The sequence below is a fragment of the Candidatus Thiothrix putei genome, from assembly GCA_029972225.1.
GTDB lineage: Bacteria > Pseudomonadota > Gammaproteobacteria > Thiotrichales > Thiotrichaceae > Thiothrix > Thiothrix putei.
In genome coordinates, this window is sequence record CP124756.1 from 954,671 (window position 1) to 970,784 (window position 16,114).

Here is a 16,114-nt window from a genome sequence, read left to right on the forward strand (position 1 = left end):
GTTACAGCCTTTTCAGGTATAGTCTTTGACTTAACTACCTTAACGTTTTATGACACCGTGCAAAAGAAAAATCAGACATTACGCATCGCTTTAGCCCAATTAAATGTGTGTGTGGGGGATGTGCAAAATAATCTCGGTCAAGTACTAGCCGCTATCCGTCAAGCGCGGGAGCAGCAGGCTGACTTGATTGTCTTTCCAGAACTGGTCTTGGCGGGGTATCCGCCGGAAGATTTGTTGTTTCGCCCCGACTTTTTGACGCAAATGCAGGCAGGCGTGGAAACGCTGGCAGCAGAAACCGCTGGGATGACGGCAATCGTGGGAGCGCCCTTACGTCGCGGTACTGCGTTGCAAAACATGGCGTGCGTGTTGCGCGATGGGCAAATTCTGGCGGAATACAGCAAGCAATGTTTGCCCAATTACCGTGTCTTTGATGAAAAACGCTATTTTACGCCGGGTGCGCAATCCTTGGTGGTGGAGGTGGCGGGTGTTAACGTGGGTATCCTGATTTGCGAGGATATTTGGGAGGATGCGCCTGCTCAAGCGGCGGTGGCAGCGGGAGCGGACGTGCTGTGCGTGTTGAATGCGTCGCCGTTTAGTTACGACAAGCAAGCGCAACGGGCGGCTCTGTTGCAACGGCAGGCGGCTAATAATCAATGTCCACTGGCGTATGTGAATCTGGTCGGTGGGCAGGATGAGCTGGTGTTCGATGGCGATTCGATGCTGCTGGATGCGGCGGGAAATATCGTGTTTCGGGCAGAGGCGTTTGCGGCAGGGGTGTTTGTGCGGGATTGGAATATTGCTCCGAACCTTCCCCCCATCCCCAACCCTTCCCCCGCAAGGGGTGAAGGGAGTAAGAGTTTTGTCCCCTCCACCCCTTGCGGGGGGAGGGTTAGGGAGGGGGGGGGATGCGATAGCATCATTTACCAAGCCCTTACCACAGGTATCCGCGATTACGTCCACAAAAACGGTTTTTCCAGCGTGCTGCTGGGTTTATCGGGGGGCATTGATTCCGCTTTGGTGTTGGCGTTAGCCGTCGATGCGCTGGGGGCGGAAAATGTCGAGGCGGTGATGATGCCGTTTCATTACACATCCGGCATGAGTTTGGAAGATGCGCAACAGCAAGCGGCCTGGCTGGGGGTGCGTTACCGCAATATGCCGATTGCGTCGATTTACGACAGTTTCACGACTTCGTTAGCGCCGGAGTTTGGGGAGCGCCCGGTGGATGTGACCGAGCAGAATTTGCAGGCGCGGATTCGCGGCGTGTTGCTGATGTCGCTGTCGAATAAGTTGGGCAGTTTGTTGCTGTCTACCAGCAATAAGAGCGAGAGTGCGGTGGGGTATGCCACCTTGTATGGCGATATGGCGGGGGCGTTTTCACCGCTGAAAGATGTGTACAAAATGCAGGTGTATGCGTTGGCGGAATACCGCAATACCTTGGGGCAGGCGATTCCGCAGCGGGTGATTGAGCGCCCGCCTTCCGCTGAACTGGCGCCGGGGCAAGTGGATCAGGATTCGTTGCCGCCGTATGCGGTGTTGGATGCGATTTTGCGGCGTTTCATCGAGGGTGATGAGGTGCTTGAGGATATTATCGCCAGTGGATTCGATGCGGCAACCGTGCGCCGCGTGGTGAATCTGGTACTATTGAGCGAATACAAACGGCGGCAAGCAGCACCGGGCGTGCGCATTAGCGGGCGCGGTTTTGGGAAGGACTGGCGTTACCCCATTACCTCTGCTTGGCGTAAAAATTTACCTTTCAACCCCCCAAAGGAGTGAGCATGAAGCTGATTCAGGCGATTATTAAGCCGTTCAAACTGGACGATGTGCGCGAAGCCTTGACCGAAATCGGTGTGACCGGGATGACGGCGATTGAGGTGAAAGGTTTCGGGCGGCAAAAAGGTCACACCGAGTTGTACCGTGGCGCGGAATACGTGGTGGATTTTCTACCAAAAGTGAAGCTGGAAATCGTGGTCAAGGAAGAAGACGTGGAGTCGGCGATTGAAGCGATTCAAAAAGCAGCACACACCGGCAAGATTGGCGACGGTAAGATTTTCGTGTTGCCGGTTGAGCAGGCTATCCGTATCCGTACCGGCGAAAGCGGGCGGGATGCGGTATAAATAACCTGCCGCGCCGTCTGGAGCTGATCGAGGGTTCACAGACGGAATGCTTGCAGCGGGTGCAATGCCTGCTGCCTGCGGAAGGCGAGGTGTTTTGGCTGACGGGGAGTGCGATCAAAAAAGCGCATACCCTGTTGGGGCAAGCGTGTGATGCGCTGGTGTTTGATGCGCATAGTGGCTTTGATGTGAATGCGTTTGCGGCGGTCAGTGGCACATTGCGCGGTGGCGGCACGTTGTTTTTGTTGATACCGCCGTTGGATGCGTGGGCGGCTTTTCCTGATCCTGATTATCGGCGGTTTATTCCTTATCCTTATCAGCCGGAAGACGTGCGGGGGCGGTTTTTGCAGCGCTTGGTACGGTTATTGAAAGTAGCTTGGCAGGGTAGGTCGGGCTTTAGCCCGACAGTCGGACTGAAGTCCGACCTACAGGCGGTGGCGGTTACGACCATTCTCCAAGCCAATGCCCCAGTGGTATTAACGGCTGATCGCGGGCGTGGCAAATCGGCAGCGTTGGGCATGGCGGCGAGTCAGTTGCAGGCGGGGGGAAAGCGAGTGCTGTTAACTGCGCCGTCACGGGCGACGGTCGCAACTGTTTTCAAACATGCTGAATTTCCGCCGTTATTTTTTGCCCCTGATGATTTGCTGCAAACTTTGCCACAAGGTGATGTATTGCTGGTCGATGAGGCGGCGGCGATTCCTGTGCCGCTGTTGCTGAAAATGCTGGAACATTACCCGCGTTGCGTGTTTTCCACCACTTTACACGGTTATGAGGGGAGCGGGCGTGGGTTTGCCTTACGGTTTCAAAAAGAACTGGATGTGCGTGTTCCGAGTTGGCAGGCAGTGCGTTTGCACACGCCGATTCGTTGGGCTGAAAAGGATCCATTGGAACATTTCATCAATCGGGCGTTGTTGTTGGATGCGGATGTGGAAGAGGGCGTATGCAATACGCCCCTACATCCTATTTACCGCCAATTAAACCGTGATGAACTTGCCGCCAACGAACCCTTTCTCCGCCAACTCTTCGGCTTGCTGATCACCGCCCACTACCAAACTCGCCCCTCCGATCTGCGCCAGATGTTGGATGCGCCCGACATTTCCATCCACGTTCTCGAACAGGAGGGCATGATCCTGGCAGTCGCCTTGCTGTCCCGCGAAGGTGGTTTGGACGCAGAACTGACCGCTGCGATTCACGCCGGAATGCGCCGCCCTCACGGACACCCCGTGCCACAAACCCTCACCTTTCACGCGAAAATTCCGAGGGCAGCGGAACTCATTTGCGAGCGGGTGATGCGGATTGCGGTGCACCCTGACTGGCAAAACCACGGTCTGGGGGCGCAACTGCTGCAATATCTGTTAGGATTTGCTACCCGCAGCGAGGCAGATTACGTGGGGGTGAGTTACGCCATGACCCCGCCATTGCTGCGCTTCTGGGAACGTGCCGGATTTGTGTTGGCACGAGTCGGGTTTCGCAAAGATACTGCCAGCGGCAGCCGTTCCGTTGTACAAATTTACGGTTTGACAGCGGCTGGGAAGCACTTGTGTGCTTTATGCCAGCCACCACAGCAGTAATACGCCAAACAGAATGCGGTAAACGCCAAAGGTGCGGAAGGTAAAGCGTTCCAAAAAGCCGATAAACACTTTCATGGTGAGGTAAGCGACCACAAAAGCGACCACAAACCCAACCAGTAATGGCATAAAACTGGTGGTGGCGAATTCGTCGTAATGTTTCAGCAGGGAGTACGCAGAGCTTGCCCCTAATACCGGCAACGCCAGCAGAAAGGAAAACTCGGTGCTGGATTTGCGATCCAAGCCTGCCAACATGCCGCCGATGATGGTTGCACCGGCTCGACTGGTGCCAGGAACAAGGGCAAACATTTGCGCAAATCCCACCCAAGCGGCTTGTGCATAACTCATGTCTTCCATGCGCTGCACCCTATGCGCGTCTTCGCGGTAAAAATGTTCGACGATGAGGAAAATAATCCCGCCGATAATAAACATCCAAGCGACCGTTTTTACTTGGAACAAACTTTCGATCAAATCACTGAATAAAAAGCCAATGATGGCAATCGGTAAAAATGCGATTAACACTTTTACCCACAATGCGAAATGGCGCGGGTGGAATTTCTCGGTGTAATTGGCGATGACTGCAAAAATAGCAGCAAATTGGATAATGATTTCAAAGGCGGTGTGTTTCGCATCGCGATCCATGCCTAGCCAGTCGGCAACGACAATCATGTGTCCTGTGGAGGAAATAGGCAGAAATTCGGTAATGCCTTCAACAATGCCTAAAATAATGGCATGAAAAATATCCATGACGGGTTTTCCTAATGGTTTTATAAATAGTGTTGACGGCTGGCAAGTCTAAAGCCATCCAGCGTTGGGGTAAATCCTTTACTGAATGCGATTGCTTTGAAACGTTCGCCCATTTCGGCAGGCAGGCTTAAGGTGCGTACTTGTTGGGCGAGGTGGTATTGCTTAGCGGGGTTGGCTTCCAGTGCTTGTATGAATAAGGTTTCCAAGCCGCTGTTGGCGAGGAACATCGCTTGAGTGGTGTAGCCTGCCAATTCCAAACTGGCATCAAGCCCCGCATTCGCGACAGCGGTGAAATCGACGCTTGCGGTGATGTCTTGCAAGCCGGGGTAAATCAGTGGGTTGGCGTGTACACGGTGTTGGTAATGGCACAGCAAGGTGCCTGCGGTGCGTTCCGGGCGGTAATAATCGGCGTGTTCGTAACCGTAATCGATTAGCAGCAAGACGCCAGCGGCGAGGGTGTCTGCCATGCTGCGCATCCAAGCGGGTAGGGCGGGGTTGAATTCTGAGGTATAATCGCCCTCTACGGCGACTAATGCAAAATCTTTATCTTGTGTAGTGACGTGACGGATGACTTTTTCGCCATCGACCAGTGTAAACAATTCCACTGGCATCGCATCCAGCACCTCATTGCCGACGATCACGCCGCGCAGTGGCGTTGCAGGCAAACGGTCTAACCATTCTACCCGCTCCAGCAAATGCGGCACGTGTTGTTGCAAGGTTTGGCGTTGGCGGTCACGTAGTTCGGGGCTGAGATCCAAAATCAGGTAATGGTCGGGCAAGCAGCCGATGTTTTCCAAATGTGCCAGCATATCGGCTGCCATGATGCCGCTGCCTGCGCCTAATTCCAGAATATCGCCACCGCCGAGTTCGGTCAGTACTTGCGCACATTGATTGGCAAGGCATTGTGAGAAGAGTGGAGAAATTTCCGGTGCGGTGATGAAATCGCCATCCTTACCGATTTTGCGCAAACCTGCGACGTAGTAACCCAAACCGGGTTCGTAGAGCGCCATTTGCATGAATTCGCGGAAGGGGATGCTGCCAGCGTCGCGTTCAATCGCCGCACGGATGCGTTGGGCGAGTTGTTCGCTGTGGGCTAATGCCTCGGCGGAAGGTGTGGGTAATGTGTCGGTAACGCGCATGTCAGGTTATGATGATGGAAAATACAAAGCTTAACAGAAGGTATGGCATGGCGACATTACAAGGTAAAGTAGCACTACTCACCGGCGCAGCTCGCCGTATTGGCGCAGTTACTGCCCGTACACTCCACACAGCGGGCGCAACCGTTGTTATTCACTACCACCATTCCTCACAAGATGCTGAAAATTTACAAAAAACACTGAATGCCCAACGTGCCAATTCTTGCTTTCTGGTGCAAGGTGATTTACGCGATGTATCCAGTATCTCTACCTTGATGGCGCAAACCCTTGCGCAAGCAGGCAGGTTGGATATTCTGGTGAACAACGCTTCATCTTTTTACCCAACGCCCCTGGCTAGCGTGACTGAACAGCAGTTTGACGACCTGATTGGCACTAACCTGAAAGCGCCTTTGTTCATGGCGCAAGCCGCTGCCCCCTATTTACAAACCAATCACGGTTGCATTATCAATATGGTCGATATTCACGGAATGCGTCCACTCCACGGCTATGCGGCCTATTGTACCGCCAAAGCCGGTTTGTTGATGTTGACACAAGTATTAGCGCGGGAATTAGGGCCAGAAGTGCGGGTGAACGGGATTGCTCCCGGCGCAATCTTGTGGCCTGAAATGCCCGCTAATCATGCCATGCACGCCGAAATTCTGGCAAAGACAGCCCTCAAACGTGAAGGCAGCCCTGAAGATATTGCCAACGCAATCCTGTTTTTAGTGCGTGACGCCGCTTACATCACCGGGCAAGTGATCCCGGTGGATGGTGGGCGCTTGCTCAATCACTAATGTTTAGGCGGCGTACAAATGCCCTGGATTTAGGGCTAATTTGGTTTGTTTGTGGAGAATTTCCAGCAATACAATGACGCGCTCTTCACCGTCATATTTCTGAAAAATAGCTTCTAAACCCCGGAAAGGGCCTTCCGTGATAATCACTTTGTCGCCAGAGTGATAGCGGTCAAGGTCAATGGCACGTTCGCCAAATAAGGCTTCTTGCTCTTTCAGGGCTGTCACGAGTGCATCGGGTACTCGCGCTGCTTCTGTACCAAAACGGACAAAGCTACTAATGCCGGTGGTGGAGCGAATGGGAGCCCAATTGTCATTCACGCCGTCATCCAGATGAATAAACATATAACGTGGGAATAAGGATTCGATTTTTGTAATGACTTTGCCGCGTTGTGTGCGCAAACGCTTGGCGAGTGGGCGGTAGACTTCGTAGCCTTGATTTCGCAGTTGGAATTCTGCGACTTCATCTTTATGTGGTTTACTGGTCAGCAAGAACCAGTTTCTAGCCATTTCAACACTCATGTTTCAATACCTTTTAGTAAGCCCAACTAAACCGTTTGTCAACGCCGCACTTGTTCAAGCCCCAAACTTGATGTGCGTTATTATTGCGTTACACTGGGTTCAGTCTATTCGATATACTGTTAAGTTCAACCCTTATTATCATAGAAAATTTCTTTTAATTAAGTAATATTATTAATGAAGACTGAATCAACAAGGGCAAGTTGCATGATAAATCATCAAGATAGACTCATTAGTGCGTTAGGATTATCACGTTATTACGGTGAACGTTGTGTAGTAAATAATGTTGATGTTGTATTGCGCAAAGGCGAGGTCTTAGGTCTATTAGGGCCGAACGGTGCAGGTAAGTCGACGACCATGCAAATGTTGACCGGCAACCTTTCACCTAGCGAGGGTGAAATTCAGATAAATGGCATTGATTTGTTAGATGAGCCGATCAAAGCCAAACGGCAAATGGGTTATTTGCCAGAACAACCGCCGGTGTACCGTGATTTGACGGTGAGCGAATACCTGCATTATTGCGCTCGGTTGCGCCATATACCTAAGGTAGAGTGCCGCAGGGTGGTGGCTTATGCCAGTGAACGTTGTGGTTTGCAAGCCGTGAGCAAGCGCTTGATTGGCAACCTCTCCAAAGGGTTTCGTCAGCGGGTGGGGATTGCGCAAGCGATTTTGCATAACCCTGCGGTGGTGATTTTAGATGAGCCGACCGTGGGGTTAGACCCTATTCAGATTCGTGAAATTCGTCGTCTTATTCGTGAGTTAGGTCAAGATCACGGGATTATTCTGTCTACGCATATTTTGCCGGAAGTGCAGGCGGTATGTGATCGTGTACAGATTCTTAATCAAGGTAAAACGGTGTTTAACGGTACGTTGGATGGGGTGGAATCGTTGGAAAAGGTGTTTTTTGACTTGATCTTCGGTGCAGACGCGGTAGCACCTGAGGAGGTGGCAGTATGAATGCGATTTGGGTGATTGCGAGTACCGAATTTCGCCGCATGTTCTTGTCGCCGTTGGCGTGGAGCATTTTGGCGGTGGTGCAGTTTATTTTGGCCTGGATGTTTTTGCTGGGGGTGAATGAGTACACCTTGCAAACCCAAGCGACTGCGGTGGGGGCAGAAGATATGGCGGGGATTAGTGAGGCCATGATTCCGTTTCTGTTTTCGACGGCTGCTTCGATTATGCTGGTGGTGACACCGCTGATGACCATGCGCTTGTTTGCGGAAGAGCGTATGAATCAAACCTTGACACTGCTGACGTCTGCGCCGGTTTCTAATACGCAAATTGTGTTGGGTAAGTATTTGAGTGTATTGGGGTTTGTGTTGCTGTTTGTTGGTTTGGTGGCGTTGATGCCAATGTCGTTGGCATTTGCCACATCGCTGGATTGGGGGCAATTAGCGGCTGCCGTTTTGGGGTTAATGTTGCTGTTGGCTGCGTTTTCCGCAGCGGGCTTGTTTTTGTCGTCGCTGGCACGTCAGCCCGTGATTGCCGCTGTGACTACCTTCGGTTTTTTATTGCTGTTGGATGTATTGTACCAATCCGGCAATGCACAAGGCTCCGCCAGTGAGTTGTTTGTGTACTTGTCAGCATTTGGACACTTTTTGTCGTTTGCTAAGGGGATGTTTGATAGCAGTGATTTGGTGTATTACCTGCTGTTTATTGTAGGGTTTTTGATACTCACCATTCGTAAACTCGACAATGACCGGCTACAGGGGTAAGCACCAATGAAAATGAGTAAAAGATCCCACCGTTGGATAGGGTTAAACAATGCCATTTTTTACCTGTTATTTGTAGTGGTGATTGGCTTATTGGGATTTTTCGGGCGTGAATTCAAATTTGCAGCGGATTGGACGTATGGCAGCCGGAATAGCTTGTCTGCACCCACGCAAACCTTGCTGAAAACCTTAGACCAGCCGCTGAAATTTATTGCTTATATTCCCGACAATCCTGCGTTGCAGACACAAGTGAGGGATTTGGTGGCGAAATACCAGCGGGTGAAGCCCGATACCACCCTGGAATTTGTTAACCCTGATCTTGACCCCACGCGGGCGCAGCAAGATGGCATTGAACATTCCGGGCAGCTTGCGATTCACCTTGGGGAGCGCAGTGAGGTAATGGATTCTGCCAGTGAGCAAACCATTGGCAACGCGATTCAGCGCATGAGCCGGGGTGGGGAGCGTCTGGTGGTGTTTTTGGAGGGGCATGGTGAGCGTCAACCCTTGTCTGGCGAATCCAACGGTATGTCACAATTGGTGGAAAACCTACAACGTAGTGGATTTGTGGTGCAGCCGCATCATCTGGTGCGTACTCAATCTATCCCCCAAAATGCGAGCTTCGTGGTGATTGCAGCCCCGCAGCAAGATTTTCTGCCCGGTGAGGTGACTGTATTGCAAACCTATTTGGAGCAGGGGGGCAATTTACTGTGGTTACAAGACCCCGGTGGGTTAAAGGGTTTGGAACCGTTAGAAGCATTATTGGGGGTGCAAATTCATGATGGCACAGTGATTGATGCCAATGAACAATTGCAGGCATTGCTGGGAATTAATCATCCGGCGGTGGTGCCTGTGGTGGATTATGGTCGCTCTGCCATTGTGAAAAATTTGGTAGGCAAGCAAACCCTGTTTCCGTTTGCAACGATGGTGGCGCGTGATCAACAAGCAGATGCTAAGGATGGTGCGCTGGCATGGCAAGCGGATGAATTCCTCTATACCTTGCCTGCCAGTTGGTTAGAAAGCAGTGGGGTATTGGAAGGCGCGGTGAAGTTCGATGAGGGCAGTGCTGATCAGCCGGGGCCAGTGCCGCTTGGTGTAAGCTTGGTGCGCTCATTGGATGAGAAGGAGCAGCGCGTCGTGGTGATTGGCGACAGTGACTTCATGCTCAACAGCTTCATTGGGCTGGGCACGAACTTAGATCTCGCCAGCAATGTGTTTAATTGGTTGAGTGCTGATGATAATTTGATGGAAGTACCAGTGATCCGTGCACCCGATACCCAGTTGAATCTGAGCGAAACAGCGGGAGCAGTGTTAGGCACATTTTTCCTATTTGTGTTACCACTGAGCTTGTTACTGGCAGGTGTGTGGATTTGGTGGCGTAGACGGAGGCGTTGAGATGAGTCATGCAACCCAAGCACGGCGTTTATTGCTGAATCTGGTGCTGTTGTTGATACTGGCAAGTTTGGGGGGCGTGGCTTGGTGGCACTCCCAACAGCCTGAACCTCAGGCAGAAACCTTGTTGAGTTTGACACGGGCGGATATTACCCGTGTCACCATTACCCGTGAATTGGGTAGAGAGAAGCCTGACATTATCCGCTTGGAGCGAGAGGGTGAGCGTTGGCGAATGTTGGAACCTAAACAGGTTGAGGCAAATGCGACTCGCGTTAGTCAGTTATTTACCTTGTTGGATGAGACGGTTGTTGCCAGTTACGATGCTGAGGGTAAGGACTTATCGCAGTACGGGTTAGCACTAGGGGGGGTGAGTATTGCGTTCAACGATGAGGTGTTGCAATTTGGGATGGAAAACCCTGTTTCGCGTAAACGTTACATTTTACACGCGGGAAAAATCAAGCTGGTGTCAGAGGCGGTGTACGGTTTATTGACGGGTGAAGCGACAGCTTTGGTGGCAAATAAGCTCGTGCCAGAGGGGCGCAACGTTAAAGCGGTATTATTGCCGGAGGGGTTTAATGCTAAGGCGGCAGGGTTGTTACAGAACTGGCAATCAGCCGATGCACTGAGGGTTGAGGCGTATGAAGGCGGTACGAGCAAGGGCAATATTATTCTGACATTGGATGATGGAAGCCATCTCGAATTTGAATTACTTTCTACACAGGGGGAACTTATTTTGGCGAATATTGCCACAAGACTACGTTATGTATTGGCTGATGCTCAGAGCATTAATTTATTGCCAATAAATTAATATGATTGATATGGTGTGGAAATATGCTGGTGCTAAAGTGGCTGTAAGAATGTATTATAGGGAGGATGAAATGAATCAATATTGTTCGGGGCGCGTTCGAGCAGTTCACAATCAGGGGATTCAAGCACTATGAAACAGCGAGTATCATTTTTCGGCGTTATTGCATTGGTTAGCGCACTCATGTTCCCCTCTCATTTTTTGTTGGCAGAAGAAATTAAAACCGATAAAGCTAATGCAACTGAGAGCCAGGAAACAGATCGTGTCATTGGTAAAGTGACGTTTCTAACGGGGCAGGCAGAGATGACGCTGCGTGATGGAACCATTGTGCCACTGGAAAAGTCCGTAGAGATTATGGATGGCAGCCGTATCGCGGTTAAAGATCGCAGTAAAGTGCATTTGAAAATGATCGACGAAGGCATCGAAAAGTTGGAAGCGAACACAACGTTTGATTTCAACGCCTACGCATATGATCCTGGCAATCCACAAGCCAATCGAATTAGTAAAACGATTTGGACTGGCGAAGTAACCAGTAAGACAGGCAAGGGTGGCGAAGATTTTAAAGACCGTTACCGCTTGAATTCACCGTTGGCGGCGATTGCGGTATTGGGTACAGAATACACGGTGCGGGTGGCTGATGGTGAAACCCAGATTGTGGTGCATACGGGCAGTATTTCGATCGCTAAATTGGGTGGCAGTTGTTTGTCATCGGGTTTAGGTGCTTGTGCCGAAGGTGAAGTGCTTTCAGAAAGCCAGCGTGGTTTTGCACTCGTGGTACGCGGTGATTTGTCAAAGCCTAAGCTAACGCCTGTCGCTACATTACCGCCTCTTTCTCAGAGTGAGACGCCTGCGGCGTCGGAGGAGCCTACTAAGGAGGATGATAAATCAGGCAAACGAGAAGAGTCAGTCAAGAAATCTGACACGAGTACAACGGGTACAAAAGGAACAGATAGCAAGTCAAGTACTGCGTCGACAACCACTGCCACCGAAGGTGTAGACGAGAAAAAAACCGCTGCGGCTGTTACCGCCAAAACTGAAAGTACCGCTGCTGACAAGTCAACGGAAGCGGCAGCAACGGGCGTACCGTCAAAAACAACCAGTGTGGCAACAACGACCACGACTAAAACGGTTGTTGATGAACGTGACCCTTTGGCAGATTTGAAGGTAAAAACCACAACAACGGCGGTTGATACGGAGAAAACTACACCGCCTGCCGCGACGGTGCCTGCTGCAACTCCGGTGGAACCGTCCACTACTGCCACTGTTGCTACGGTAGTACCCGTGACCACACCCGTTACTACAGTTGCTGTTGTCCCAACAGCAACGACGACTACGCCCTCTATATCTACAGCACTGCCTGCAACACCCTCCACGACCTCTACCACACTGGAGTCAACGGGTACTGGCTCGTTGACAGGTAGCGGTAGTACGACGACTGCAACAACGCCTGCATTGGGGGGCACTAGCACCAGTTTGTTAGAGTCTGCTAGCGGTTCCTCGACGCTAACCACACCGACGGGTGAAGTTACCCCTGTGGTGACATCACCTCCCACGGTTGTGCCCCCTCCTTTGGTGACTGCGCCGACGACACCTGTGGTTGAGACGGCACCGTTAAAAGTGGTGGAGTGGGGTGCACATGATCCTAACGCAACGGTTGACGGTTCAACCACGTTGAGCGAGCAGGTTAACAACAATTATAAGCAGGTTGTGCTGCCCAATACGGGTAAATACGATTTTTCTATGTTGGAAAATGCAACGGCTGGCCTAACAGACCAGCGTGATGCAACGTTCATGTTGAGTTCCTATGAGGCTTACATGAATAACAGTGCGACGGGTACGCGGACATCTGCGGCGGTGAGTAACGCCAGCTTAAATGTTAGTCCGACCCGCAGCACATTTGATACACAATTCAATTTAAGTTCCCCTGAATATTCCGGTACGGTGGTTGCGACGGGGTCTTTCTCGGCAAGTAATGGCTTATTAGTGGATGATGGGAGTCATCCGGGAACTAGTATTAGCGGTATCGTAGGCACCATGGGCAGTTCTATTGGTGCTGGTTACGAATTCAATCATCAGATTAACCCTACCCTAAATGCAGGGGGGGCATTGAGCTTCACTGGTTCGCATGTTGGGAACTAAGCGATTCCCCCTAAAGTTGCGAGTATGGTTACGTAAAGTTGGGCGGCTGCTGGTGCTGATAGGCATCGCAGCCGTTTTGCTGTTAGTGCAACGTTATGATCCCGAAAATGTGTACAGTGAATGGCAGACACGTGTCTGGAATGCCTACCAGCATTGGGGGGTGAAGGTTACTGATCGCAAACCGCTGGCTTTTGTGGTGCAAATTGATGGTGAAAGCATCAAAACAGTACGCGAATTATACGGTGAAGATTGGCCTTGGCCGCGCAAGCGTTATGCTGAGTTGCTCAGAATTTTGTTTGAGGAGTATCACGTTGATGTGGTTGGGGTGGATATGTTTATGCCCTACGTCCGCGATGCTGAGGGTAATGATGCTTTACTCACGTTAGCACATCAGCATCATTTGGTTTTTGCTCAGGTCTTTGATTTTAGCCCGCCAGACAAGGCATTTACCACGGGGCGCATTGCGGGTGGTGTACCGATGCAAGCAGTGCCGGGGGGTGAAATATTTCCTCAGGCCAATGGCTATCTTGGGTTGACGCCACAGCTTGCTGAAGCGCCTTGCGTTGGGCATGTGTCGCCGGTCAAAGATGCAGCCAATGGTTTGATTACCAAAGTGCCGTTACTAGTGACGTATGACGGGCGTTTGTACCCGATGCTGGCAATGGAGATGTTGCGTTGCAAAGCGGATGGACAATACGACTTGTCAGTGTCGCCCCATGCCAATGGCTGGCAATTAGCAGCGCATGATTTGTTGGGTGATGGTGAAACGGTGCGTCTGCTGGTGGATGAGTCAGGGTTGTGGCGTGTACCCTATCAAATTAAAACCGATAATATTGATGCCATTTTTGCTAGTGACGTTTTTCGGCGTCAGTTGCCTGATCAAATAGCAAGCAGTTTGCGTAACAGTATGGTGTTGCTAGCCGGAACGGCTCCCGGTCTGGGTGATCAACATGCTACGCCATTGGATGCGAGTGTGGCCGGTGTTACGGTGCATTTGCAATTGCTGGAGTGGTTGTTGTCAGGGCAAGAGAATGCACCTGCATTTTCATTGAATGCCTGGTCATGGGTGATCGGTATTGTTGGTTTAGCAGGGCTATACCTACTGTTGGTGTATGGTACAGGGGCTGGAGTCGTGGTAGTGACGCCTTTGTTATTGGCTGTTGGGTGGTTGGGGCTGGGTTTCTGGGCATGGGTAGAAAAGCAGTGGTTTATTCCGATGCATCCTGCGGTGGTATTTCTTGCCTTTTTGATGATTCAAGTGCCATTAGAATGGTGGTTAGCCCAACGTACCACGGGGCGTTTACGTAAATTATTTCAAGATTATCTACCGATGCAATTGGTGGGGCATATTGTTAACGACAATCGCCAGGACTTATTGCTGCCGAGTAAGCGTTGTCTCACCCTGCTGTTTGCGGATATTGCGAACTTTACGCAACGGGCTGAACATACCTCCCCTGAAGTGTTGGCGGAGTTAACGCAGCAAATTTTAGAGCGTCTTACGGCTGTCGCTCATCAGCATGAGGGAACGGTCGATAAATACATGGGCGATGCCGTGATGGTATTTTGGAATGCGCCCTTTCCACAGGAGGATCATGCCGATAGGGGAGTAAACGCTGCCATTGACATGATGCAGGCGATTGCTCAGTTCAATGCCGAAGGAGGCTCGTTATTACAGGGCGAGCCAGTCTCGGTCAGAATTGGTGTGAATACGGGTGAGGTGGTCGTGGGGGATTTAGGGACGCGTTTCCGTCATGCTTATACTGCAATTGGGGATGCCGTTAATGTTACTGCTCGTTTACAATCCCTAGCACGCGAATTGCAAGAGTCTCTTGTGGTTAGTAAACAAACCGTTGAACGTTTGTCTAAGTCTTGGCCGCTCGTGAGCAGTGGTGACATTACGTTAAAGGGACGACAAGAAGCGGTGGGGATTTATACCCTGACCAACCCGAAAGGAAGTGAGAGAAATGGCGAATCAATGGAGCAGTAGACGCAAGACAAATGCCAACATGGTATTAGTTTGTGGCGTGTTGAGTGTTAGTAGCGCGGCAGTTGCTCAAACGAAAATCAATATGGGCGCTTTGCTTGATCAGGCCACTGAGGCTTGTGAGCAAGGTGATACTGCGCGTTTAGTTAAACTTGATCAGCACATTCGTGGGTTGTTAAAACAGCATCCTGAGTTACAAGCACAGGAAAAGTATCTCACCGAAACACTGGCGCTGTTTCAGACAGGTGTATGTAAGCCGCAACAGCCACTGTCTAAAGCTAATTTTCGGGTTAGGCCGCCCAATGGTTTAGCGTTAGCTGCGACAGAGAAAAAAACGACGGTACAATTATCGACAGGCTACTTCGATAATGTCAATCAAGGTAGCCGTCATGAGCTGATTAGCTTCACCAGTCCATTCAATGGTCTTCAGATAGAAGGCCGTTTGGATGAGCGTAGCCTACCCTTGTCGTCTGCGTTGGTGGGGGTTCGGGGTATTTATCAAGTGATTCAGGATGGGGGGCGCAAAGTGAGTACGGTTGCGGTCTCACGTCAGGAATACCCTGAAGCCTCAGATTTCAGTAATACAGCGCTCTCTCTCAGTCGGCAGCAAGTATTGTCAGCGGGTAAGGAAGCCAGCGCCCGTTTGAACGTTATTCGGGATGATCAGGGGAATACGGAGCAGCGTCTTGGCGGCAGTTATTATCAACCTTGGGGTGCGACAGAACAGCGTAAGCTTGGTTTGCTGTCGACACTGGAATACGTTAATTACCCGAAAAAGCCTGAGTATGAAGCAGTGTTGGCGGGTGTGGCGGTTGAGCGCCTTCAGGCTCTGCCCAAAGGTGATGTGCGTATTCGGGGAGGATTGGAGTTTGACCGTGCGTTAGATAATCGCCCCGGTGGGGATCGGCGCAAAATAGAACTTTCTGCTCAATGGGGAGGCAAAGAACGTTGGGCGGGTTGGCAGCCTATTGCAGGCGCTAAGGTGACTTACCAGCTTGATGCCGAGCCTTTCGATCCGAGGTTGTACGGTGACAGTACCCGTACACAACGCTATACCGGCCTAAATGTGGGTGTTACTAGAAACCTGAGCGATAAGCAAAAACTACATCTTGGCTACCAATACAGCCAAATACAAGATCGTGAAGTGAAAATTTTTGATCAGCCCGTCGGGAATGCAGTGGGAGTGACGTTCGAGACAAGCTTTTGAAACAGC

Annotated in this window: 14 protein-coding genes; 11 read left to right on the forward strand and 3 right to left on the reverse strand. The window is 51.1% G+C overall.

What is annotated here, in order from left to right:
* Nucleotides 1–57 precede the first annotated feature (57 nt).
* From QJT81_04935 to QJT81_04945, 3 genes are read left to right on the forward strand one after another with little or no spacing between them, the layout of a single operon-like run.
* Complete coding sequence (locus QJT81_04935; GenBank protein ID WGZ95334.1) at nt 58–1,773, forward strand: NAD+ synthase; 1,716 nt, start codon at nt 58–60, stop codon at nt 1,771–1,773.
* A 2-nt stretch (nt 1,774–1,775) separates the two neighbouring features.
* The gene (locus tag QJT81_04940; GenBank protein WGZ95335.1) at nt 1,776–2,114 is read left to right on the forward strand and encodes a P-II family nitrogen regulator; all 339 of its coding nucleotides are present in this window, start codon (nt 1,776–1,778) and stop codon (nt 2,112–2,114) included.
* Nucleotides 2,115–2,173: 59 nt separating this feature from the next.
* The gene (locus QJT81_04945) at nt 2,174–3,682 is read left to right on the forward strand and encodes a GNAT family N-acetyltransferase (protein WGZ95336.1); all 1,509 of its coding nucleotides are present in this window, start codon (nt 2,174–2,176) and stop codon (nt 3,680–3,682) included.
* Here QJT81_04945 and QJT81_04950 read toward each other — a convergent pair.
* A complete protein-coding gene (locus tag QJT81_04950) occupies nt 3,659–4,426 on the reverse strand; it encodes an undecaprenyl-diphosphate phosphatase (protein WGZ95337.1) in 768 nt (255 codons plus the stop codon). The genes QJT81_04945 and QJT81_04950 overlap by 24 nt on opposite strands.
* 20 nt (nt 4,427–4,446) lie before the next feature.
* Nucleotides 4,447–5,565, reverse strand: a complete 1,119-nt coding sequence (locus tag QJT81_04955; protein ID WGZ95338.1) for an SAM-dependent methyltransferase — start codon at nt 5,563–5,565, stop codon at nt 4,447–4,449.
* Nucleotides 5,566–5,612: 47 nt separating this feature from the next.
* Between QJT81_04955 and QJT81_04960 the strand changes: the two genes are divergently transcribed.
* Nucleotides 5,613–6,356 carry a pteridine reductase gene (locus QJT81_04960; GenBank protein WGZ95339.1) on the forward strand — a complete coding sequence of 248 codons (744 nt, stop codon included), beginning with the start codon at nt 5,613–5,615 and terminating at the stop codon, nt 6,354–6,356.
* 3 nt (nt 6,357–6,359) lie between these two features.
* Here the strand turns inward: QJT81_04960 and rfaH are convergent, their stop codons facing one another.
* On the reverse strand, nt 6,360–6,875 hold the full coding sequence (gene rfaH / locus QJT81_04965) for a transcription/translation regulatory transformer protein RfaH (GenBank protein WGZ95340.1): 516 nt from the start codon (nt 6,873–6,875) through the stop codon (nt 6,360–6,362).
* 204 nt (nt 6,876–7,079) lie between these two features.
* Here rfaH and QJT81_04970 point away from each other — a divergent pair, with 204 nt between their 5' ends.
* The 7 genes from QJT81_04970 (at nt 7,080) to QJT81_05000 (ending at nt 16,108) form a co-directional block, all read left to right on the forward strand.
* Nucleotides 7,080–7,829, forward strand: a complete 750-nt coding sequence (locus QJT81_04970) for an ABC transporter ATP-binding protein (GenBank protein ID WGZ95341.1) — start codon at nt 7,080–7,082, stop codon at nt 7,827–7,829.
* Entirely contained in the window at nt 7,826–8,587 is a 762-nt protein-coding gene (locus QJT81_04975) for an ABC transporter permease subunit (GenBank protein ID WGZ95342.1), read from the forward strand. The genes QJT81_04970 and QJT81_04975 overlap by 4 nt, the downstream gene beginning before the upstream one ends.
* 12 nt (nt 8,588–8,599) lie before the next feature.
* The gene (locus QJT81_04980) at nt 8,600–9,976 is read left to right on the forward strand and encodes a GldG family protein (protein ID WGZ95343.1); all 1,377 of its coding nucleotides are present in this window, start codon (nt 8,600–8,602) and stop codon (nt 9,974–9,976) included.
* Nucleotide 9,977: 1 nt separating this feature from the next.
* Nucleotides 9,978–10,781, forward strand: coding sequence for a DUF4340 domain-containing protein (locus QJT81_04985; GenBank protein WGZ95344.1), 804 nt, complete (start codon nt 9,978–9,980; stop codon nt 10,779–10,781).
* A 129-nt stretch (nt 10,782–10,910) separates the two neighbouring features.
* Nucleotides 10,911–12,917, forward strand: coding sequence for a FecR domain-containing protein (locus QJT81_04990; GenBank protein WGZ95345.1), 2,007 nt, complete (start codon nt 10,911–10,913; stop codon nt 12,915–12,917).
* 52 nt (nt 12,918–12,969) lie between these two features.
* Nucleotides 12,970–14,904, forward strand: coding sequence for an adenylate/guanylate cyclase domain-containing protein (locus QJT81_04995; GenBank protein ID WGZ95346.1), 1,935 nt, complete (start codon nt 12,970–12,972; stop codon nt 14,902–14,904).
* Nucleotides 14,882–16,108 carry a hypothetical protein gene (locus tag QJT81_05000; protein ID WGZ95347.1) on the forward strand — a complete coding sequence of 409 codons (1,227 nt, stop codon included), beginning with the start codon at nt 14,882–14,884 and terminating at the stop codon, nt 16,106–16,108. Before QJT81_04995 ends, QJT81_05000 begins: the two co-directional genes overlap by 23 nt.
* Nucleotides 16,109–16,114 lie beyond the last annotated feature (6 nt).